This is a genomic window from Oceaniglobus ichthyenteri (assembly GCF_003057885.1).
GTDB lineage: Bacteria > Pseudomonadota > Alphaproteobacteria > Rhodobacterales > Rhodobacteraceae > Oceaniglobus > Oceaniglobus ichthyenteri.
On record NZ_QAGK01000004.1, the window covers coordinates 1 to 21849 of the forward strand.

21 protein-coding genes, 2 tRNA genes and 4 pseudogenes are annotated in these 21849 nt (G+C 60.1%); 15 read left to right on the top strand and 12 right to left on the bottom strand.

The window, feature by feature from the left end; translation table 11 throughout:
• Positions 1-13 precede the first annotated feature (13 nt).
• From C8265_RS19470 to C8265_RS07320, 6 genes are all read right to left on the bottom strand, one after another.
• Positions 14-1450, bottom strand: a complete 1437-nt coding sequence (locus tag C8265_RS19470) for a site-specific integrase (RefSeq protein ID WP_164512296.1) — start codon at positions 1448-1450, stop codon at positions 14-16.
• Positions 1451-1531: 81 nt separating this feature from the next.
• Positions 1532-1607 (bottom strand) — tRNA-Thr (locus tag C8265_RS07300).
• A gap of 548 nt (positions 1608-2155) precedes the next feature.
• Positions 2156-2875, bottom strand: coding sequence for an HAD family hydrolase (locus C8265_RS07305; protein WP_108483367.1), 720 nt, complete (start codon positions 2873-2875; stop codon positions 2156-2158).
• Between the two features lie 12 nt (positions 2876-2887).
• Positions 2888-4564, bottom strand: a complete 1677-nt coding sequence (locus C8265_RS07310) for an ABC transporter permease subunit (protein ID WP_108483368.1) — start codon at positions 4562-4564, stop codon at positions 2888-2890.
• The gene (locus tag C8265_RS07315; RefSeq protein WP_108483369.1) at positions 4564-5604 is read right to left on the bottom strand and encodes an ABC transporter ATP-binding protein; all 1041 of its coding nucleotides are present in this window, start codon (positions 5602-5604) and stop codon (positions 4564-4566) included. The genes C8265_RS07310 and C8265_RS07315 overlap by 1 nt, the downstream gene beginning before the upstream one ends.
• Before the next feature lie 95 nt (positions 5605-5699).
• Entirely contained in the window at positions 5700-6698 is a 999-nt protein-coding gene (locus C8265_RS07320; protein WP_108483370.1) for an ABC transporter substrate-binding protein, read from the bottom strand.
• Between the two features lie 192 nt (positions 6699-6890).
• Here C8265_RS07320 and C8265_RS07325 point away from each other — a divergent pair, with 192 nt between their 5' ends.
• Positions 6891-7700: a DeoR/GlpR family DNA-binding transcription regulator gene (locus C8265_RS07325; protein WP_108483371.1), complete on the top strand. Its 810-nt coding sequence runs from the start codon at positions 6891-6893 to the stop codon at positions 7698-7700.
• A gap of 24 nt (positions 7701-7724) precedes the next feature.
• Here C8265_RS07325 and C8265_RS07330 read toward each other — a convergent pair.
• Positions 7725-7898 (bottom strand): annotated as a pseudogene (locus tag C8265_RS07330) (IS256 family transposase); the annotation flags it as partial.
• Positions 7899-8483: 585 nt separating this feature from the next.
• On the opposite strand from C8265_RS07330, the gene C8265_RS07335 reads away from it, so the two are divergent.
• Positions 8484-8573: transfer RNA gene (locus C8265_RS07335), tRNA-Ser, on the top strand.
• Positions 8574-8838: 265 nt separating this feature from the next.
• Here C8265_RS07335 and C8265_RS19960 read toward each other — a convergent pair.
• The 3 genes and pseudogenes from C8265_RS19960 to C8265_RS07350 form a co-directional block, all read right to left on the bottom strand.
• Complete coding sequence (locus C8265_RS19960; protein WP_108483617.1) at positions 8839-8904, bottom strand: hypothetical protein; 66 nt, start codon at positions 8902-8904, stop codon at positions 8839-8841.
• Positions 8895-9272 (bottom strand): annotated as a pseudogene (locus C8265_RS07345) (recombinase family protein); the annotation flags it as partial. The pseudogene C8265_RS07345 and the gene C8265_RS19960, both read right to left, overlap by 10 nt.
• Positions 9269-9721 (bottom strand): DUF2924 domain-containing protein, encoded by a 453-nt coding sequence (locus C8265_RS07350; protein ID WP_108483372.1) that lies wholly within the window; start codon positions 9719-9721, stop codon positions 9269-9271. The pseudogene C8265_RS07345 and the gene C8265_RS07350, both read right to left, overlap by 4 nt.
• 337 nt (positions 9722-10058) lie before the next feature.
• Here C8265_RS07350 and C8265_RS07360 point away from each other — a divergent pair, with 337 nt between their 5' ends.
• Together C8265_RS07360 and C8265_RS07365 are read left to right on the top strand one after the other, a co-directional pair.
• Positions 10059-11300, top strand: coding sequence for a hypothetical protein (locus tag C8265_RS07360; RefSeq protein ID WP_108483374.1), 1242 nt, complete (start codon positions 10059-10061; stop codon positions 11298-11300).
• A complete protein-coding gene (locus C8265_RS07365; RefSeq protein WP_108483375.1) occupies positions 11260-12210 on the top strand; it encodes a helix-turn-helix domain-containing protein in 951 nt (316 codons plus the stop codon). Before C8265_RS07360 ends, C8265_RS07365 begins: the two co-directional genes overlap by 41 nt.
• A 421-nt stretch (positions 12211-12631) precedes the next feature.
• Here C8265_RS07365 and C8265_RS07370 read toward each other — a convergent pair whose 3' ends face one another.
• Positions 12632-12916, bottom strand: a complete 285-nt coding sequence (locus C8265_RS07370) for a hypothetical protein (RefSeq protein WP_108483376.1) — start codon at positions 12914-12916, stop codon at positions 12632-12634.
• Positions 12913-13980 (bottom strand): hypothetical protein, encoded by a 1068-nt coding sequence (locus tag C8265_RS07375; protein WP_108483377.1) that lies wholly within the window; start codon positions 13978-13980, stop codon positions 12913-12915. The genes C8265_RS07370 and C8265_RS07375 overlap by 4 nt, the downstream gene beginning before the upstream one ends.
• A 648-nt stretch (positions 13981-14628) precedes the next feature.
• Between C8265_RS07375 and C8265_RS07380 the strand changes: the two genes are divergently transcribed.
• The 11 genes and pseudogenes from C8265_RS07380 to C8265_RS07420 all read left to right on the top strand — a co-directional run bounded on the left by C8265_RS07380 (position 14629) and on the right by C8265_RS07420 (position 21840).
• Positions 14629-15225 (top strand): sigma factor, encoded by a 597-nt coding sequence (locus C8265_RS07380; protein ID WP_108483378.1) that lies wholly within the window; start codon positions 14629-14631, stop codon positions 15223-15225.
• A gap of 22 nt (positions 15226-15247) precedes the next feature.
• Positions 15248-15601: a hypothetical protein gene (locus tag C8265_RS07385; protein ID WP_206050307.1), complete on the top strand. Its 354-nt coding sequence runs from the start codon at positions 15248-15250 to the stop codon at positions 15599-15601.
• Positions 15601-16134: a hypothetical protein gene (locus C8265_RS07390; RefSeq protein ID WP_206050308.1), complete on the top strand. Its 534-nt coding sequence runs from the start codon at positions 15601-15603 to the stop codon at positions 16132-16134. Before C8265_RS07385 ends, C8265_RS07390 begins: the two co-directional genes overlap by 1 nt.
• On the top strand, positions 16131-16628 hold the full coding sequence (locus C8265_RS07395; RefSeq protein WP_108483379.1) for a hypothetical protein: 498 nt from the start codon (positions 16131-16133) through the stop codon (positions 16626-16628). The genes C8265_RS07390 and C8265_RS07395 overlap by 4 nt, the downstream gene beginning before the upstream one ends.
• Positions 16628-17065, top strand: a complete 438-nt coding sequence (locus C8265_RS07400) for a hypothetical protein (RefSeq protein WP_108483380.1) — start codon at positions 16628-16630, stop codon at positions 17063-17065. The genes C8265_RS07395 and C8265_RS07400 overlap by 1 nt, the downstream gene beginning before the upstream one ends.
• 68 nt (positions 17066-17133) lie before the next feature.
• Positions 17134-17304: a DUF7697 family protein gene (locus C8265_RS19475; protein WP_164512295.1), complete on the top strand. Its 171-nt coding sequence runs from the start codon at positions 17134-17136 to the stop codon at positions 17302-17304.
• Positions 17285-17662, top strand: a pseudogene (locus tag C8265_RS07405) (phage tail tape measure protein); the annotation flags it as partial. The gene C8265_RS19475 and the pseudogene C8265_RS07405, both read left to right, overlap by 20 nt.
• A gap of 41 nt (positions 17663-17703) precedes the next feature.
• A pseudogene (locus tag C8265_RS19725) lies at positions 17704-18327 on the top strand (phage distal tail protein, Rcc01695 family); the annotation flags it as partial.
• Between the two features lie 447 nt (positions 18328-18774).
• Positions 18775-20496 (top strand): right-handed parallel beta-helix repeat-containing protein, encoded by a 1722-nt coding sequence (locus tag C8265_RS19730; protein WP_240611023.1) that lies wholly within the window; start codon positions 18775-18777, stop codon positions 20494-20496.
• Between the two features lie 28 nt (positions 20497-20524).
• Entirely contained in the window at positions 20525-21409 is an 885-nt protein-coding gene (locus C8265_RS07415; protein WP_108483382.1) for a DUF2163 domain-containing protein, read from the top strand.
• Entirely contained in the window at positions 21406-21840 is a 435-nt protein-coding gene (locus C8265_RS07420; protein WP_108483383.1) for an NlpC/P60 family protein, read from the top strand. Before C8265_RS07415 ends, C8265_RS07420 begins: the two co-directional genes overlap by 4 nt.
• Positions 21841-21849 lie beyond the last annotated feature (9 nt).

A 21849-nucleotide genomic window follows, 5' to 3' on the forward strand; every position in this document is an offset into this window, starting at 1 on the left:
CGGCCATAGCTCCCTAAAGACAGGGCAAACTGCTCGCGAATGTGCGCGAGGACCACCATATCCTTTCGCTGGCTTTGGCTGAGCGGACGATTGCGATAGGCGCGATATCCAACAGATCATCGCCGCCATATCCACCCGCCGCCCGTCCTTCGCCGTGACCATGGCCCATGATAAGCAACTGAATGTTGGTTGGGGTCGTGCGGCGCAGCCAATCCTTGACCGAATGGCGCAGCGAATACGGCACCTTACGGATTTTCACCCAGACCCCAGCGGCCTTCATAGGCTTCACCAGGGTGGCCGACAGGGCGTTGGCGTTGCGTTGATGGGCATAGCGCGGGAACACGTCAGACGAACCCCCAAGGGCGCTGTCACGCCGCCGCTGCATCATGGCCAAAGCCGTGCCGACAAGGGGAACACGCCGCCGCCTCTCACCCACCTTCAACCTGCGCCGCCCATTGGGTTTGACTTCAAAGTGTGGGGTCGCATCGCCCAGGTGGATTTCATCCCATTGCAGACCCCGCGCCTCATTCGGCCCCAGCCCGGTGAACATCATCAGGTGCCAAATGTCGCGCATATCGTCATTAGATCCGGCTAACTTATCCCGCACCTTGCAAATATCGTCCAGGGTCAACGGGTCACGCTTCATTTCGCCCGCTGCATCATCGTCTTGCGCCATCTCAATGCCGTTGAACGGATTGCGCCAATCGGGCAGATCAAACCGCCTTTCGCCGTGGTTTAGGATTGCCTTAATGGTCGTGATACGCCGCCGCACGGTGCCATGGGCGTTTCCCTTTGCGGTCAGGCTATCACGATAGGCATAAGCGGCCTCACGGTTGATACTTTGAATGGGCGGGTCTTTGCGCCCCATGGCTTGCTCAAGACCCTCCACCACAAGTTTCACCTGTTTCGACAGATCGTCATAGGACGAACGCCGCTCACGATCCTTGAGATACGCCTCAACCACGGCGCTCAATAGGATGGGGGGCCGCTCAACCCCGAACATCTGGGCTTTGGCCAGCAAACCAAAGGCGGTTTCTGGGGGCTTGTTGGCGAATGACGTGTTGAGGGTTTGCGGGGTCAGCTTTGCGGCTTCTTCCAAGGCGGCTTTGGTGAAGGCATCGAACCGCCCACCCTCCAGATCGCTATCAATGGGGCCGATCTTGCTGGCATCCGGGCGCACCAAACCATGGGCCACAGCGGCCTTGTGCAAGATACTCCATTCAACTTGATCGGTGGTCTTGCCCTCTGCCTTGGCCAGCAAAGCCTTAAACCGTTCATTGGCTTCTTTCCAAGCCTCAACGATCTTAACCGGGTCACGGGTCTTGAGCGACCACTCCACCGCTGACTTGCCCAACAAAGCCCGCATTTGGGGTGACGTGACACGCCGCCGATACTTGGCGTTGCCAGTTTTCCCGATCTTGAGATGCGGCAATTCCATAGTGAACCTCATGGTCGCCACCCGGTTCGGTGTAGCGTTTGTGTAGTGGTTTTCCCACTAACACCATGAAAACATAACGATTTCAAGTAGAATTGGTGCCCCCACACGGACTCGAACCGCGGACCTACTGATTACAAATCAGTTGCTCTACCAGCTGAGCTATAGGGGCTTGCAATGTACGAGCGGTTTTCACCTCCATTGAAGCATCGGCTTTGATTTCCGCCAATTCCGATGCTCGATGTGCCGTTTAACTGCGCCGATACATATTGTCCATAGCTCTATTGCGGGAAATTTTATTGTTCGGGGTGCGCTTGACGATGGCGGGTTATCCGGATCAGCGGCATCAAAAAGCTTCCCACCGACGCGAACATCAGCATTGTCAGGCGCTTTGAGGTTGCAGCCGCGCAGATGTAGCATGGCGCGGTCGCTGATTGCCCATATCCGGCGCGAGATTCGACACATTGCATCAGATGATCTGCTTGCCATAGAGGCCACTATACTGGGTTCGCTCTGTTCAGGTTCAGATCTTCTTTTTGGCGTGTGGATACAGTTTGGCGAAACTGGAATGTGGGCGTGGGTGGCTTAGGTTGTGGGGCAGATTCTCATTTAATATTGAGCACTTGTGCCTTCAGTTGAACTTTCGGCAAACTGGCGTTTTCGGCGCGTTGCTGTGCCAGTCAACCTTTCCATGCTCCAGTCGCCGACAGCATTTTTACCTTATGGCCCGTTCTGCACCACGCCCTTGGATAACAATTGGGCAAGGTGGCTGATGTCGGGCACGACGACGGTTGCCAGCGGGGCCAGTTCCACGGCGCTGCCAGTGCCGCTGAGCACCCCAACGACCATGCCGGCCCCTGCGTCGCGGCCAAGCTGCAGATCTTGTATGTTGTCGCCGACCATTGCGATTTCGTTTGGTGCGGCGCCGATTTCGTCGGCAAAGGCCAAGAGTGCGGCGGGGTCGGGTTTGTGGCCATATCCGGAATCATAGCCCGCGATGAACTGAAAATACTCGGCAAGGCCCACACTGTCGAGAAAGACACGAATCGCGGCGGCGCTGTCGCTGCTGGCGACGCCCATGATAATTCCCTGCGCCGCAAGCGTGCGGATCAATCCCGCACCGCCGGGGATGGGAATGGCGCGGTGCATGGCATCGACAAAGATTTCATCGATCTGCGCCCCCAAGCTTTCCAGGGTCCACGCGACGCCATGCGTGATCCATGCCTGCGCGATCTGCGCAGAGTTTCCGGCGGCAAGAAGCCCGCCGGCCTTGGCCATTCCCGTATCGGGATCGGCATCCGCCAGCGCAAGCAGTTGTCGCGCCAGTGCCGGGTTGCCGCGTGCGCCCACTTTGGCGGCCTGAAGATTCACCTCGGTCCATGTGGCATGGTAATCCAGCAGTGTTCCATCCTTGTCGAACAGGATTGCCTTGATTGTCATTGTTGCACTGCCCTATCGAATAAGAGTGACGCCGCGCGCGCCTGCGGCCCAAAGTACGCTGCGCACGACCAAAAGCATCAGGATCACAATTCCCATGATGCAGACCGAAAACGCCGCGGCCTGATTGGTGGCCCCGCGGTCTGCCAATTGCAGAACCGACACGGCCGCCACTTGGGTTTGTGGTGTGATGAGAAAAATCACAGCCGAAAGTGAAACCATCGCACGCATGAAAAAGAACACCCCAACACCAAGCAAAGTTGGCCAAAGCAAGGGCAAGGTGACCTTGATCAGGGTGCGCAGCGCGCTGCCGCCCAACATGGTCGACGCTTCGTCAAAGGTTGTGCTGATCTGTTTCAGGCTGGTCGCAGTGATAAGATAGCCCTGCGCATGGTTGTAATAGATATAAAGCAGGATGATCAGCGGGAAGGTGCCGTAAAGAAAGTTCAGCGGATTCGCGAGGCTGTTGAATGCCAGCACATAACCCAGCCCCAGCACCATGCCCGGAATCGACGCCGGCAGGGTGGCAAGGAACGATATTGGCCCGCTCAGCGGTGTGCGGAATTTGAGGGTGACGATGGCCGCTGCGAAAACGGCAATCACCCCGAAAAAAGCGGTCGCCAATGCCACGCCAATGGAGTTCCACAGGGGTTCGGTTCCATTCTGAACATCAAAACGGTAATGTTCCAGTGTAAAGGTCATGTTATAAGGCCAGAGTTTGACCAGACTGGCAAAGACCACGATCAGCGGAACCGCCAGAAAGATCAGAACAATCAGACCAACATAGATGCCGAACATCAGATCGCGGCGGCGATTGGGCCTGATCTGCAGGGCCGTCGATTTGTCAGTAACCTGCGCATGCTGCTTTTTCGAAATACGCTCAACGATCAGTTTCGATACGGCGGCAGGCACCAGCAGGACAACGCCGATCACCGCCCCAAGGTGGAATTGCGCCTGGCCGATGACCTTGTTGTAAATCTCAGTTGCGAGCACATCGAAGTTGCCGCCAATCACGATGGCATTGCCGAAATCGGTGATTGACAGCGAAAACGCAACAAAAAGCGCCGCCGCGATGCCAAACCGGGTGGATGCCAGTGTGACTGTGCGAAAAATCTTCCACGGTCGTGCACCCATTACAATGGCCCCTTCATAAAGCCGCGCATCGGCCACGGCGAGGGCCGCCGACAGGATCAGGAAGGCATAGGGAAAAGTGTACAGCGTGTTGGCGATTGCCACCCCCCAAAAGCCATAAATTTCGATATCGAAACCGAGAAAACGGTTGAAGACGCCGTTGCGGCCCAAAAGAAAGATTAGGCCCTGTGCCTGAATCAACGACGGTGCAAACAGCGGCAGCATCACAACCATCCGCAGCGCAGATTTCCAGACGACATTGGTTCGTTGGAGCGCATAGGCATAGAAATAGGCAAGGGTCACGGCACAGACCGCCGAAAGACCAGACACGGCAAGACTGTTGAGCACCAATTCCCAGATCCGCGCATCGTTGAGCGCGGTGGCGTAGTTGCCAAAGCCGATGCCGGTATCGGTATCAAAGCTGCGCCAAAGGATCGCAATGACCGGAACGATGAAAAACACCGCCATCGCAAGGATCACGATGATCGAAAGGCCAAGCGAAATCGTGCTATCGCCAAATTTCGGCAGGCGGCGACGCGGGGTGGGGGCAACCTCGGCCATCAGCGCAACACCATAAGTGCGTCGGCAGGAAAACTGGCAACAACCCTGGCCCCCGAAGCGGGGGTGGTGGCCAGACCGTTCATCTCGATCTGAAGTCGCTGTTCGGGGGCGCAGTCGGGCTGTATCTCGATATGCTGCAGATTGCCCATGAAACGGGTTTGGGTCACCACGCCAGACAGTTCATTCGCGGCGCCAATCGGCTGTTGTGACAGGGTGATGGCCTCGGGGCGCAGACCCAGCGTTGTGGCGCCATTAAGCTTGCCTGTCATGGCAAGGGAGTGTGTGCCCAATTGCGCCTTGCCCTGTGCATCACTGGTGACGTTCAACAAATTGATCGCGCCGATAAAGTCAGCAACAAACCGGGTTTCCGGGTGCGTATAAAGATCGCGTGGGGCGCCGACCTGTTCAATCTGACCTTCGCGCAGAACGACAATCTGATCGGCCATTTCCAGCGCTTCGTTCTGGTCGTGGGTCACCATGATGGTGGTGATTCCGAATTTTTGTTGAATGCTTCGGATTTCGCTTCTCAGTTCGGCACGCACCTTTGCATCTAGCGCCGAAAGCGGTTCGTCGAGCAGCAAAAGCGATGGTTCGGGTGCCAATGCGCGGGCGATGGCGATGCGCTGCTGTTGCCCGCCCGACATCTGCTCGGGCAGTTTGTTTGCCTGATCGCGCAAATGCACAAGGTCAAGCATCTCTTCCGCCCGTTCCCGGCGCCGCGTGCGGCCCCAACCCCGGCATTCCAGCCCGTATTGCACATTGCGCAAGGCTGTCAGGTTGGGAAACAGCGAATAGGATTGGAACACGACACCAAAGTTTCGATCCGACGGCGCAGTGTCCGACAGATCGTCATCCCCCAGCATGATCTGTCCGCGCTCGGGCGTTTCCAGCCCGGCGATGACCCGCAACAGCGTGGTTTTGCCACAGCCCGAGGGGCCGAGAAAACAGGTCAGGCTGCCAGCGGGGATGGTCAGCGACAGATCGTTCAACGCTGTGACACGACCATAGCTTTTCGAGATATTCTTGACGTCGAGATCCATGAAGCGCCTTCAAACTATAAGGTAATTTCGCCCCCGGCCAGATCGGGCCGGGGGCGATCAAGGCCAGAGCACCGCCCGGGCCGATTGCCATGCAATCAGTTTTCGTAGCGATTTTGCCATTCTTCGATGATCGCGGTGCGGTCTTCGGCGGCGGCGGTGAAATCGGTCGGGTGCAGAACGTCAGATGTGTCTTGCGGCAGACCGGCATCAAGGAACTGCTGGGGCTTTTCACCGCCGGGCATTGTCACGATGGCCTTCCACTTGCCATAGGCGGTGGCGGCTTCGGGCGTTACTGTCCAATCAAGGAACCGCTTTGCATCTTCCTTGTTGTCAGAGGTGGCAACCAGTGCGTTTGCCTCCAACTCGTTGCCGGACCCTTCGGAGGGGATGACCATGGTGATTGGATAGCCTTCGGCGATGTTCTTGATCGCGCGCATGTCATAAGAGGCGCCCACGACATATTCACCTGCCGATGCCGCATGGCAGGGCTTGGAGCCGGATTTGATGTATTGCGCAACGTTCTCGTCAAGCTTGTCCAACAGCGCCCAGCCTTCATCCTCGCCCATCATCTGCAAGAGCGAGCTGATCTGGATATAGCCGGTGCCAGAGGATGCGGGGTTTGGCATGACCACCTCACCCTTGAAGGCGGGGTCGGTCAGATCGGCCCAGGATGTCGGCATTTCAAGGCCCTTGTCCTTTAGGCGCTCATTGTTGACGCAGAAGGCCGCCATATACCCTGTCACGGCAAACCATTTGTCCTCATCCGAGCGGAAGGCCGCCGGAATACCTTCGACACCCTTGGGCGCGTAGGGTTCAAGCGTTTTCTCGATCTCGGGGTTAACGATGGTGGACGCGGCAAAGCCCCAGATCACATCATGCTGCGGATTGCCTTTTTCAGCGATGATTCGCGCGGCCAGATCACCCGTCGACAGGCGCAACATATTCATCTCGACATCGGGCAGCGCCGCGCGCGCCAGATCAAGAAATGCGGCTGCCTCGTCTTCTTCGTAGGAGGTATAGATTGTTATCTCACCGGCAAAGGCCGAAGTGCCCATCAATAGAGCGGCGGTCAAAGTGGCGGTATGAAATTTCATGGTCTGTCCCCTTGATTGTCGTTTTGTGGTCTCGCCGCCAACCTACGGAATGTGAGGTATTTTACAAGTTATTTGTGAGATTTCTTCCATTCTTCTGGATCACGGGCGGTTTTTCGGTATAGAATAAAGGAATTACGCTGCCGTCGGTCACGAGGCTGGGGGCGGGAAACAGCACAGAATGGACGGCGCTTTATGGCTGCGGAACCCGAAAAGAAGGACAAGCGACGCGCGGCGCTGATGGCGATCGTCGAAGAGCGGGGATATATCACGCTTTCCGAAGTCGCGGCAGCCTTGGGTGTGTCTGCCCAGACAATCCGCCGCGATATGACCGAGCTGGAAAAGCTGGGCCGGGTAAAGCGCACCCACGGAGGCATCACATTTACCGGCGCGCTTGATCAGCGGGCCTGGCACCAGCGCCAGCGCAGTCAGACAGTCGAGAAAAAGGTCATTGCCGAACAGATCGCAGATCTTGTCACTGATGGCGCCACGGTATTTCTTGATATCGGCACCACCTGCGAAGAAGTCGCCGTCGCCCTGCTTGCGCGGCGCAACCTGAAAATCGTGACCTACAGCATCCGCAGCGCCGCCATTTTTGACAACCGCGAAGATTTCACAGTGGCGATTCCCGGCGGGATTGTCCGACATATCGATGGCGCAATCTTGGGCGCGGGGGGCGACGATTTCATTTCCCAGTTTCGTTTCGACTATGCCATTCTCGCCGTTAGCGGAATCGACATGCACGGAACGCTGCGCGACGATGATGAGTTCGAGGTGCTTCGTGTTCGCACAGCCATGGCCCACGCCCGACAGATCCTCCTGGCCCTGACCACGGACAAGATCGGCACCGGCGGATTGGTGAAACTCTGTGATCTCGGCGAGATCGACGTTGTCGTGACCAACGACCAACTGCCATCACCCATCCTGTCGATTGCCATGGAGAATAACGTCGAGGTCATTCCAGTCTCACCTCTCGATCCGATGGGGGGCAGCGCCCACAAATAATGCGCAAAAGTTGGTGACGCTTGATCAGGCGGCAGCTCGAAATTGGCGGAGGCTATCGCGGAACTCAACCCCTCGGACGGTTTCGGGCAGGCGGTTTTGGCCGTTAAGTTTGCGCCATTTCTTCTGCGCGGACATCATCAGCTTGAAGGCCATGGCCAGACCGGTCTTGCGGCTGAGGCAGCCCTTTGTGCGTTTCGTGTGATCGACACCACGCATTCAAGGTCTCAACCGATATCCCGACCATTGGAGCCACGTCGGGTGGAAGAAGAAGCGGAAGCTTCAGGGCGTTCCAAAGGCTCTCATCCTGGTGAGGACCGAGTCCGATTGCAGACCAAAGTTCGCTCCAGGCAAGCGTCTGCCTGCCACTAAGCCCCCATGATCTCAGCAGTTCGCGACGCTTGTCCTCCTTCACCCGCAAGAAGGAGTCGATCTCGGACATCGTGGCGTGGCCGGACGTCGATGTGTGAAGTGAGTTCAACATGCCAAGAACCTTGGTTCGTTCTTCGGCCCGCAGAAATCCGTCAAGATACAGTCGATAATGCGGGCACTCGCCCTCGATCGCTGAGCGGGCTGGGGACGCCAGCAAGTCAGTCTTGGCTGCGTCGCGTCCACGCTTTCAGGGCGCTTTCGCTGGAAGGGAAATTGACCAAATCTTGCCCAAACCGGGTGCCATTCTGTGCCTCTCAGTGCCATTTGAGCACGTTTTTGGGCGCAGGGAGGTTTTTTCAATAAATCCCAATTTGGCCTTGTATTCCCTATGTTTGCTTGGCTATACGCGTCGGTGGAGACGTGGCCGAGTGGTCGAAGGCGCTCCCCTGCTAAGGGAGTAGGCCCGGAAGGGTCTCGAGGGTTCGAATCCCTTCGTCTCCGCCACTTGCCCCCACGAAAGCGTTCTCCCGATCCGGCTGTGGCCGGATTTTTCCGTTGTTTTCGAGGGTTATGCACGAGGAGCTGTTCACCGGCCCCGGTGCGAAGAGGGCCCAAAGCGTTCTCTACGGGCTGATATTCTCCGGACCTGTTGACTGCGCTGATTTAGTGAAGTTCCACAAGTGGATGATATTATTATGATATTCCGGTCACATGGCTTCATTTGGACAGCGGTCTCGTTTGGTTCAGCGGCGACTAGCGTCGGAATTTCTCAGGCCATTATCCTCTCTAGGCGTTGCTTCCGGCGCTCCCAATCCGGCATCACCCGGTCCAGCAGGTCAAAGAAAGCCGTGCCGTGGTGCGGCTCACCCCATTCCGGTCAAATACCTCGACCAGCTTGGAAAAATCCATCAACGAGCGCGACAGGCGGTCGATCTTGTAGACCACGACCACATCGACCAAGCCATCTTCGACGTCTGTGAGCAGCCTTTTCAGGTCCGGGCGTTCCAGCGTGCCGCCGGATATGCCGCCATCATCATATTGATCGCGGACCAGCACCCAACCCTCCGACCGTTGGCTGGCGATATAGGCTTCACAGGCCTCCCGCTGGGCGTGAAGGCTGTTGAACTCCTGCTCAAGCCCTTCCTCGGAGGATTTGCGGGTGTAGACCGCGCAGCGCAGTTTGCGGACGATGGGTTTGGTCATGCGCCCCTCCTGTGGTTTTTCAGGCCGAAGAACACCCAGCCGTTCCAGCGCGTGCCGGTGATGGCGCGGGCAATGGCCGACAGCGATTTGTAAGGGCGACCCTGCCAGTCGAAACCGTCAGCAGTGACGGTGACGAGATGCTCGACGCCCTGCCATTCACGGATCAGCCGTGTTCCGACGATAGGTTTCAGGTCAGCGCGGATGCGGCTCTTCTTGCGGTCGCCACCGTCGAGCTGCTCGCCGAGAGCTTCCAGCCGTTTCACCGTTTCCGGCTTCAGCCCGCCATAGGCCAACTCCTGAATGCGGTATGCCAGCCTGCTTTCCAGATAGCGCCGATTGAACGGTGGTGGCTCACTGTCGAACAACTCGCGCCATTGTTGCTTCAGGTCTGGCGTCGACGTGGTCTTGAGCGCGGCCAGGCGGGCGGGAATTGGATCTTGTTTGGTCATGCGTTTCTCTTTTTTGTTGGAGTTGCATGACGCCATTGGTCGGGCGGAAAGTGTAGGCAACTTTCTCCATTTTCGTCAGATACTTCCCCCCGATCCCGCATCCGCAGGCGAACCAGCCCGAGAGCCAGAAAGCCACACAAATCGGCGCGGCGCTCAATGGGCGTCATCTGGTCGGGCGGGAGCGGATTGGGTCGTTTCATGCAAACCTCGGGGCGGTGGTCTCCCTTGGCTTCTACTCATCGGTCTCAGAATCCGTCCCAACTGTTCACCAAACTGTTGCGGCAATATGGGTGAGAACATATTATGAACATTCATTTCATGGAAAAGGGGATTCGCGATGGCCGGAAATTTGAAAAAGTTCGTGAACCCCAGGTTCATCAAGACAATTGATCTGGTTCTGATGAAGGCATTGTTGGCTCGCCACGAGAGCAAATTCACCAGTTTCTCCGTCGATCTGCTTGATCAGGACGACGATGCGGCGCGCAGTGCGCTACACGACCTCCTGACGGGAAGTGAGGACAGTTATCCGGAAGGGCTGCGGGCCGATCTCCATCGGATTGCCGAACTGGGCGACAGGCGGGGCCTCGAAGTCATCCAGACTCAGGCCGCCCGTCAGGGCATCGATCTGTTTCCGGACATGAAGACCGGTGATGAGGATGCTCCCAACAGGGCACATGATCCAAAACACATTGCGGTCCGCGTGTTTCTTGAACATCCCGATTTGTTTGACGCCGCCGCCGATCACATGGCGATGCTCGCCGCAGATCGCCTGTATGAGTACGCCGGACGGGAACGGGGTGTTACGATCGATCTGACGCAAGAGAAGGTCGAGGCGTTCCGGAAGGCTGTTGCCGATCTGTTCCGCGATGCGTTCCTGGGAGATTACTGCCGGGTCGGCGATTACGCCGACGGCGACGAGGTCAACCTCGTGGTCAGTCACGGCTCCATGGTCTCGACCATGCCGGTCGTCGAGGGCCTGCAGGAGCGGGTTATCAGCGTTCGGCAGATTGCCCATGCCGTGCTGCGCTATTCCGAGAACACCGGCATGCTCCGGCTCGCCCGGATCAGAAAAGCCCACCAGCCGGAGGTCGCCGAACTCTTCGCCGCGATCATCCTGGAGCGGCCGGGCTTTTTCGACGGTGATGATGCACAAGACCTCTACACGCTGCGACCGGTTGAACTCGCGGGCCCCGATTTCGCATTTGATCATGTTTACGATCCCATGATTGATCGTGCCCTGATCATCGAGGCGGCGGCAGACCTGATGGTGCCTGGCAAGAAGGGGTATCTGCGCGTGGCGCGGACGCTGCGGTCGCGCGACCTTGGCGGCGAAGCGCTTCGGCATTTTGTCAGCACGCCGGTGTCATTTGCGGGATCATGGCGCCTTGGTGAAATCGTCTTTCGGATCCTGTTCAAGGGCGATGGTAAGCGCCAACCGCAGGTGACGGTCAAACTGCGCCCGCCCGGTGTCGTGCAGTTCCGGCGCACTCAGCATGAGGCGCGGGTGATGAAACTGATCGAACGGAATGGGCTGGTCAATGACCGAGACGATTTTGAGGTTGTTGACGCGGCTGAGTGAGGCTGGCGACGACGCCATCCTGCCCGGTGAGCTTGCCGCGCCGTTCTTTGGTCCGGTCTTTGACCGGCTGCTGGCGAAACGTGTCCTCGTCGAACTGGCGCCGCTCTCCGATTGGGAGGTCTGCGATGCCTGCGAATGCGGGTTGCCATGTCGGCCGATTCGGAAAGCAGGCGATGCATTTCGGGCTGAGTGTCCGCTCGATTGCCGACAGGACACTGATCTCACCGAGGAGGATCTGCGCGTGTTCGGCATCGGCGCTGCGGCGTTGGCGTCCGTGATCGGCGCGGCTGCGGGATTTGGCGCCGCCACGAAGCTGGCGGCAGAGAAGGTCTGGCGGCTCGGCGATACGCCATCGGGGCGCGCAGTGTTTCTTGCGCTGGAGCCTGCAGCCCTGACCGGCGAGGGCATTGCCGCATCGTTGCGCCAGGCGGCGCAGGGCTCGGACATCACGATCCTCGCACCGAATTTGCCAGCGGAGGCTACGCGGCGACACTACGATGCGGGCTTTCATCTGATCGAAACCCTCGAGCTGCTGAAGCCTGCCTCGAACGTCCTCGGCGCTGCAATCGACGACGCGGCTTTGGCGCCGGTCCCACTGGCGCCCGTGCTTCGTGTGCGAAGGGCAACGGCCGAGGTTCAGTGGGATGGTCGCTCCGTCATTCTGTCGCGCCAGATTTTCCCCGTATTCGAGCGCCTGTTGGAGAAGGCGCTGTCGCGCGATCCGGTTGCCTCCCAAGCCCATGTCGAAGGCACGACGGCGCGCGAGGCCAAGGATCTGATCCGCGAGCTGCGCGCTGCATTCAGGAATGCGGGGTTTACCGATGCCGAGAGCAAGGCCCTGATCGAGACGGTGCGCAACCGGGGCTACCGGCTCGGCGTTCCGGCATCCGAAATCGTGGTCGAAGGCTGACCAGCCGCTCTCTGTTGAAGTCCGGCAAGCCGATCCTAGCGACATTTGCCGCAGCTGCACTGCGGCGGAGATCGGCAATCGGCAGTGCGCAGGAAGCGGAATCAGTAAAGTTGGGAACCTTGGTCGTTGTTCTCGACGTGGCCGGCCTAGACCGGACCTTGGCCACTTCGCCTGCCTCTGCGGCGCAGCTTCCCGAGACCGGCCATTCGCGCTGAGCGCAGCATTCTGGACAGGCGAGTTACGAAGGCGCGGACGAAGCTTGCGTTCATCTGAGGGACACCGATGACTGCAAGTAGCCCATTTTGTCCGTTCGCGTTAGCGGAGCAATGATCATTCTGCCGTGGCAACGCAGGTAGAAACTCGGCGGCTCTTTAATTTCTCCATCGCCGCCAGATTTTTTACTTTTTTCGGTGGAACTTGGTTAAACCTCACCCGCCTCTTTGAGAAGCTCAATATATTCCTCTTGGGATACGGTGCATTCCGCAAGACCTCTGAAATTCTTGGCAGTTAGCTTGCACTGTTTAGCCATCTGGGAAACAAGATCATCGCCCAGTGTCTTGTATTTGCTTCCATGGCTAACGTGGGTGCGGATATGAGTTTTCTTCCCGTTGTGATGGAAGTGATAGAAAATATGCTTCCGGTCGTCTTGTTCAACGAAACCCTTTTTCGGCAGGTTATCCCGCACTTTAGTGCGCTCCAGATTCATGAAGAAATTTCCTTGAACAGTATCTTAAGCTCTGCCTTAAGCAAAATAGCCTTTGGCGCAAGGTTGGCGTCGTCTTCCTGAGCTACATTTTTCCACAGAAAATCAATCTCGGCTTCCAGTGCATCTACCAAATCGGAGCGGGTATATGCGGCGTGATCAATACCGAGTTCGTCCAGCTTCGCAAAATAGGTCTGCTTATCCTCGCTCAATTCCACGGATACCTGAAGATTATTCAATTGATTAGCTTTGAGGTAATCTGGGAGAAGCTCGATAAGGTCGATATCATCAGTGTTGACTGGATGCACCTCCTGAACGTCAGTAATTCTTTGCGGATTTCCGTCTTCATCAAGTTCGATGGTCCCAACGACCTGGATAAGATCTCGTGCATTCTCGAGAAGTGCAGGCTCAATATCTTCCTCATATAAGCAGCTGATCAAACGTCCTGTGCTTGGTATAAGCAAGGAGAGTTTGCGCTCCTTGAAGTCAATCTTATTGAAATACCCTGTGACAATCGAATGGGTGCCCGGCGACAAACGCGCCTGCCGTAGCCGTTCCAGTGCATCGGTCGCAGATACACTGTTAACGATCACGTTGCCCGCCTTGTCCTCAATCGCAAGGCGGTAGTGCGAGCCTTGCCCACCAAACATCTTTCCGAGAGATGCAATGATTGGTGTTCTGAAAGCAGAATCCACTACTGTCTTCTTAAAATCTCGCTCATCCCCCGCCTCGATCGAACTCAGCAAGCTTCGAGTTATCTGTGCCACTTCCCTCGCTTCGTCCGTGCTGAAGAGGGTTTGATCTCTTTCCGCAATGAAGGTCGGCTGATAAAAGCTCCCTTCTTTTGGAATTTCGCAATGAAGCTGAAACCGATCTTCAATATCGCGTGTCACGCGAGCTCGCGTCTTTACTTCTCGTCCTTCTCTCATCATCGCGACCAAATGGATGGTTCGCTGCAATCCCTCCAAAGCTTGAACAAGATTATACGCCGGAAGAACATGAGCGCCATCGCCCTCATGTCGTGTCTCAAAATGCAAGCCAAAGAAAGTATCTTGTTCGAAATCCATTTGCGGGTGCCTCCGAGGGGAGCATATCCAACCGTTTTCACTTCCGCCATTGGAAAGCACGGAAGCCCTTACGGTATTTTTATAGTCGGTGCGCCTCCGACACGATCCCGATAACGCAGCGAGTGTCCGGAAACAAGAGCCGCGCCAAGCGACAGATGAGCATGCCCCATGACGGCCTTGGTGCAATCACGCCCACGCGATCTGGTGTGCCACTTTTACTCAGCAGTGTCCGCGTCCTGCGCATGGCTGTTATTTGCAGAGGCCACAGCGCGAGCGACCGGCGTTTCGGTAGTAAATGGCCGCTCTCGCCTTACTGATGCAAGGCCCGTGCGCTTGCGACAAACTACCGATTTCCGCCCGACCTACATATGCTGGCCCACCTGACTGCGCAGCAGCCATGCGTTCGCTTAGGGAGGAAACCGGTCCGCTGTGCTCGCAGCACCCATGGCCGGTGGGCCGGCCCGTCCACCCGCTGTGAACTCGGGATCTGCCCTTGCCTGAACTGCGTGATCTTCATTCAGCCTGACTGGCCGTGGGAAAGGTCTCGGCCCACCAAACCCCCACCTTCTTCCCACACCGTTCCCACCTGCACACCGACCGCATCCGGCATCTTGGGCTCATCAGAAACGATGACCGAGGCGCACAGCGATGCAGATCAAGCTCTCCCCCGACGACATTGAAACCATCATCTCCGAGGCTGACTCCGCGGCCCGGCGGCTGCGGCGGCGGCTGGGCTTGCCCGCCTGCGATCGCGAGGATCTGGGTCAGGATCTTCTGATCGATCTTCTGCGCCGCTTGCCAGCGTTTGATCCGGCACGCGGCAGCCTCGGTGCATTCGCGGGTCTGGTCTTGCGCAATCAATCGTCACGGATCGCGATCCGGATGATGCGTGATCGCAGTGCGCAGGGTGGCGGGCTGCTGTCGCTCGATGCGCCCTCCGGACCGGACGACCAGCGTCCGCTTGCCGAGACAATCGGTGAGGATGAGGGCCTGTCGGCCTGGCATGGCCAGGCGACCACCGCGCATGCCTCCACTGAGCAGCATCAGGCCGTGCAATCCGCGATTTCACATTTGCCGCTCGAGGATCGTCGCCTCTGCGCAGCGCTGGCGCATCGCCCGATTTCGGCGCTCGCCTCCGAAGGTTTCGGCAGCCGGTCCGGGCTCTACCGCCGCCTTGCCGATCTCCGCCACGTCCTCACCGCACATGGCCTCGGTCCCTCCTGGGACGATTTCGCAGCGGCCTGAGTAGAGGGGAAAGGAGGAGATCATGTTCATGGGAACCACACCCTTTATCACCGTTCGCGCCAGCCGACCGCTGTCCGAGATCGAGTTCTGCGCCTGGGTGGCGCAGGCCGTTCCCGGAGACCGGCTGGAATACCACCGCGGTTTTCTGGTGCTCGACATCTTCCCTGTGTTTTCAGGGCTATCGGATGCGGCGCGGGCCGAATTGAGCAGGCTTGGGTCGCGGGCCTTCTGGGCCGCCGAGCTGGGTCTCGTGCATCTCGTCCAGGAGCGCGTGGGGCCCGACCAGTTCGCCTATATCGCCGTCGCCCGGCCCAAGCCCAAAGCCGCCGCTGCCTCCCTGTCCGAGCTGCTGCTCGCCGAGCCAGAGGCCGCGTGATGGCCGCCTTCCAATCCTTTTTCACCGATCACGGAGACCAACTCATGCCATTCCCAGAGAACACGCCCACGCCCGACGATCTGCCATCCCTGAGCGCAGGCGAAATCGCGGCCCTGCCAGTCGAATTGCTGGCAATCCTGCAGCGCGAGATCGATGAGCGTCTGAAGCGCGACAAGGCGGCCAAGACCCGCTTCGATGCCGGACTGGCCGTCCGCTACGCCAACCGCGCCGCTGAAGAACGCCAGGCTCAGGCCAAGGACACTGGTACGGTCCGGTTCGATGACGGCGATTTCACCGTGGTCGCCGATCTGCCGAAGCGGGTGGAATGGGATCAGGACCGGCTGGCCGCCATGGTCGCCCGTATCAGCGATGCAGGCGACGACCCCGCCGAATATGTCGATCTCGCTTACAAGGTGCCCGAGCGCAAATACGCGGCCTGGCCCGAGGCCATCCGGCAGGGCTTCGAGCCTGCGCGCACCGTGAGGCCCGGCACGCTGAAGATCGAGATCGTCGCTCAAGGGGCCGATCAATGAGCCTGCTCGCCCATGCATCGGCCCCGTCGCAGGACCTGCCCAGCCTGATCGATCGTGCCGCGAGCATGCTGTCGGGTGCGAAAACCGCCGCCGAGGTTCTCGAGGCGCGGGAGGTTGCCGGTCTGGCCTACGATGTTGCGAAACGCGCCGCTCGACTGCAACGCGCGAAGAGCGCTCATGATGATCTGATCGCCGCCGCGCACCGCGCCCAGGCAGATGCATTGGAAATCGAGGCCGCTGCCAAGCGGCGCCTGGCTGATGAATACGATGCTGCGCAGGCGCGCGGCGACGTCGCCACCCGCCAGCGCAATCCCGGTTCTGTGGGGCATGTCGGCGATCACAACATGCCCCCGGCGACGGCCGCCGATCTCGGCCTGCGTCGCGATCAGATCCATGAGGCACGCCAGGCGACGTTCGACTGGCAGGCTGCGCGCGACAGCCTTGTTGGCCGGATGTGCACTGCAACCCTCGTGAATGATGTGGAGTCCTATTGATGCTGACACTCGATCTGACGAATGCGCCAAGGTGGCATGACCTCGCGCCGGGCGTCCGGGTGCAACTGCGGCCACTGACCACGGCGCTGATGGTGGCAACGCGCAGTGACCCGGTGGTGGAAAGCCTGCCAGAGGAGGCCAGCGACGAAGAACGCGCCGTTGCCTTTGCCAAGGCGCTGGCGCGCCGTGCCGTGCTGGTCTGGGAGGGCATTGGCGACGCCGACGGCAATCCCCTCGACCCCAGCCCGGACGCCATCGACGCGCTGCTCGATATCTGGCCGATCTTCGAGGCTTTCCAGCTGACCTATGTCTCCAAGGGCCTGCTGCTGGAACAGGAAAAAAACGTCTCCGCGCTCTCGCCGACTGGTCCTTCGGCGGGGGCGAGCGCTACTGCGAGGGTTGCCAAGAGGTCTGCGCAGACTGCCCGGCGCGGCTGAACCGACCGCTCACCCATGAGGGCTGGCAGGCCTGGGACCTCGTCGGTCGTCTCGGCGGGCAACTGCGCGTGCTGCCCGGCGCGGTGATCGGTTGGGACCTGTCGGCGGCACTGTCACTTGGTGATGCCCTCGGCATCCCGCCTCTGGCCATGGCCGAACTGCTGCCCGTCATCGAGGCGGTGATGGTCGCCAAACTCAACGAACAGATGGATCATTCCCATGGCGGAAAAACGGGTTAGCGTCCGCCTTGCGGCCGTGGGTGGGCGGCAGGTGCGCGCGGAGTTGGAAGGTGTCGGCGAGGCCGGGTCGCGCGGCTTCGGGCGGCTCAGCCGCGAGATGGAGGCGGCCAATGCCCGGATGGCGGCGTTCTCGCGTCGGGTCAAAGTTGCGGCCGCGGCCGCGGTTGCTGCTGCCACCGCCGCCGGTGTCGCCATGGTGCGCTCCGGGCTGCAAACCGTGGATGCGCAGGCCAAGCTCGCGGCCTCCCTTGCCACCACGGTGGCCTCGATCCAGGTGCTCGAACGCGCGGGCGATCTTGCCGGAGTATCCATGGGTCAGGTTGAACAGGCGACCGTTCAATTGACGCGGCGGCTCGCCGCAGATATTGCCCGCGCCGTGTCGCTCGGGCGGAGGGGCATGTGATGTTCCACGAAATCAGGTTTCCCGATGACATCAGCCGTGGCGCACGCGGCGGGCCGGAGCGGCGCACGCAGATCGTTGAGCTGGCCTCGGGCAGTGAGGAGCGCAACGCCAGTTGGGCCAATTCGCGGCGGCGCTACGATGTCGCTTACGGCATCCGCCGCGCCGACGATCTGGCGGCGGTCGTGGCCTTCTTCGAGGCGCGCAACGGGCGGCTGCACGGCTTTCGGTTCAAGGACTGGTCGGATTACAAATCCTGTCAGCCCTCGGGAGCGCCATCGCCCCTCGATCAGGTGATCGGCATCGGCGATGGCACGACGACGACATTTCAGTTGCTGAAGAATTACACCTCTGGCGCACAGACCTGGATCCGAACGATCAGCAAGCCGGTGGCGGGGTCGGTGCGCATTGCCCTGGGAGGCGTCGAAACGGCCACGGGCTGGTCGCTCGACGCCACGACCGGGATGGTCAATTTTGGCACGGCCCCTGCACTGGGCGTGGCTATCACGGCAGGCTTTAAGTTCGACGTGCCGGTGCGGTTTGACAGCGACCTGCTGGATGTCACCCTCGACGTCGAGCGGCTGGGCTCGATCACCTCCGTTCCGCTGGTGGAGATCCGCATCCCGGTGCCTGTCGCTGCGCTTGAGCCTGAACCGGCAATCTTCACCTGGGAGGATGTGTTCACCGATCACAGGGCGATGGCAGGCGGCGCTGACTGGACCGGCTGGGGCACCAGCACCGCGCAGCCTGCCGAGGTGCCGCTGGAGTTCTTCCTGCGCAGCGTTTTGCCGGAGCTGCAGCCGGACGGGGCGGTGCTTGTCCTGGAAAGCCCCACGGGTGTGATGCACCTGCGCGGCCGCATGCAGCCGCCGCCGCGCTCTGTGCTGGCCAACTGGACGCTGGATCTGGCCGATACCGTGGTCGAGCGGGGCAGGGCGGGCACCTATTGGGGCCAGATCCATCTCTGGGGCGACGTGGTCGAAGCGCCATCGGCCTCGCCGCCCTCGGTCAGCGTCGCGGCGGCCATCGGTGACACCCAGCTGACCCTGAAAGATGATGCTGACACGACGATGTTCCTCGCCACTGCGGGTCCCGGCGCCATCGCCGTGGTGCGCACCAATGCGACCGCCCCGGATTATCACCCGGCAGAGAGCCGGGAGGTGATCTATATTTCCTCGGTCAATCAGCGCACTCTGACCCTGTCGCGGCCGCTGAGCATCGACGTGCCGGTGTCCAACCCGCTGGATTATCCCAGCGAGGTCAGCGATCCCTCGACAGTCACCCTGCTGGTCGGCTCCCTGCTGGCAGGTGACGCGGCCGAAGGTGCCACCCAGATCACGCTCGTCGACGCAGGGGGGCTCGCGGTCGGCGATTGGGTCTATCCCTCGACCTCCGAGTTACCCACGCCGACCGGCAACCAGTTTGCCGGTACGCTGGGGGCACTCCTCGACCCCGGGCAGGAGTTTGGCGACATCCTGATCAACGAGGAAATCCACCGCATCACGGCGATTTCCGGCAACACGCTGACGCTGGCCGAACCGCTCGGCAAGAACAAGCTGACCGCCTGGAACGCCGCCTGCGTCAAGATCGATCCGATCGAGAATGCCACGATCAAGGGCGGGCAATTCCTCGGCCAGGAAGACGGCAGTTCGGCTGAAGCCTGGGAGCATCAGTATATCTGGGCGCGCTATTGCGTGGGTTGCACGATCAGTGATGCCGCGTTCGACACCGATCCTGCTCGCAGCCTTGCGCAGCGGCGTATCGGTCAAGCGGTGCGCTCGGACACCGGCGCGGGCAACCTGATCACCCGTCTGACCATCGCCCAAGGGGGCAGCATCGCCGCGGGCGAGGGCTACGGCGTCTCGTTGCGTCGCGGTGAACGCAACACCATCGTCTCGCACAATGACATCGAGAAATGCCGTCACAGCATTGAGCTCTGGAGCACGACGGCAGGCTGCATCATCGAGCACAACAATGTTCGCAACGACACCTCCAGCAGCCTCGACACCCATGGCAGCTGGAACAAGGGGGTGGTGATCCGCAACAATACGATCTCGAACGACGGGCTGCTGCTCTCACCGGACCTTGGCGACCGGCCCGATGCAATCCGGATCGGCAACAACAAGTTCTGGCTGGACGAAGATATCCAGGTTCTGAACAACACCGTGACCGGCTACCGGGGCACTGCGATCAGCATCGTGCCGGGATCGCGCAACGTGACTGTCGACGGGCTGGACTGCGACGACATCGACAGAATTCTGTCGATCGGTCGCAACAGCCGCCACCCGGGCCTCTATTCCAGTGACATCGTGATCCGCAATGTCAGTGCCGATGATGTGCGAGACCGGCTGGCGGAGGTCGACAACACGTCGAACAGCACCCACGTCAAACGCCTGACGCTGGAAGGTTGGACGGTGGGCGGCTCTGGCCTTGGCACCATCGACGATCCGGGCATCCTGAACTTCCGGCTGTTCTGGATCGAGGATCTGGTGCTCGACAATGTTCGGCTCGAAGCCATCCACACACAGCAATACCACTATGCCTGGCATTTCGAGGACGTGGCGGGTCTGACCATCACTGATTGCTTCCAGCAGGGCGGCGAGCGCGGCATCCGCGCGACCCGCACCAGCGGTATTTCCGGCAGCATCACGATCAACAACTTGGAAGCCAATACACCGCATGTCTTCCGCCAGGTCAGCACCGGCTCCGGGGCGCTGAGCGTCACCCATGATGCCTCTTACACGCCGGTGATCGATGCGGCCGATGTCGCCATCACGCTGATCCCGGCCTGATCCTCATGACCATTCCGGAGCCACGCCGATGAAAGCTCTTTCGCCCGACCTGCAGGCCCATCTCGATGAGGGCACCACGACACTCGCCTGGTGCTGGCGGATCCTCCGCGCCGATGGCGTGACTTTCGGGTTCACCGACCATGATCTGACGCTTCGCTTTGACGGCACCGACTTCGAGCCGGAAAGCGGGCTGACGGCCTCCGAGGTCCGGTCCGGCTCGGACCTGTCCGTAGATGCCCAGGATGCCGAGGGTGTGCTGACCTCCGACCGGATCAGTGAGACCGACATTCTCGATGGCCGCTGGGACAATGCTGAGGTCGAGGTCTGGCGCGTGAACTGGGCCGACACCGCGCAACGGGTTCTGATGCGCCGCGGGGCCATCGGCCAGATCCGGCGAGGGCGGCTCGCCTTCGTCGCCGAGGTGCGATCACTGGCCCATACCTTGAGTCAGACGGTGGGGCGCACCTTCCAGGCGACCTGCGACGCCGACCTTGGCGATACGCGCTGTGGTATCGATCTGGAGGACCCCGCCTACAAGGGCACTGGGGCCGTCCTCGATGTCCTGCGCGACCGGACATTCACTGCCTCGGGGCTTGGCAGTTTTACCTCTGGCTGGTTCACCTTCGGCACCGTCAAATGGACCAGCGGGGCCAATGCCGGGCGGCGAGCGGAGGTCATCGCACATGATGTCGCGGACGGCATTGGGGTGCTGACGCTGCTCGAAGCGCCGGTGCGGTCCATCGCCGAGAGTGACGGCTTCACCATCCGTGCTGGCTGCGACAAGCGCATGGAAACCTGTGGAATGAAGTTCTCCAACACCGCCAATTTCCGGGGCTTCCCGCATATCCCCGGGCAGGACGCGGTCCTGCGCTACGCCACTAAGGACGGCGGACATGAGGGGGCGGTGCTTTGAATGCTGCCAAATCACAGTGCGTTCTCAAGGTAGCGCGATCCTGGCTGGGCACGCCGTATCACGACCAGGCCAGCCTCCGGGGCGTCGGCTGCGACTGCCTTGGGTTGGCGCGGGGCGTCTGGCGCGAAATCGTCGGCCCCGAACCATTCCCGATTCCGCCCTACAGCCGCGACTGGGGCGAGACCGGGCCGCACGAGGTTCTCGCGGAGGGCGCGCGGCGCGTGATGATCGAGGTGGACCTTGTCTCGGCTGGTCCCGGCGCGCTGGTCCTGTTCCGCATGAGGCCGCGCGCCATCGCCAAACATGTCGGGATCCTGACCGGGCCTGACAGTTTTTTGCACGCCTATGAGCGCCTCGGCGTGATCGAAGAACCGCTCACCCCGTCCTGGCGGCGGCGCATCGCCTTCGCTTTCCTGTTTCCGCAACGCTGAGATCTCGCC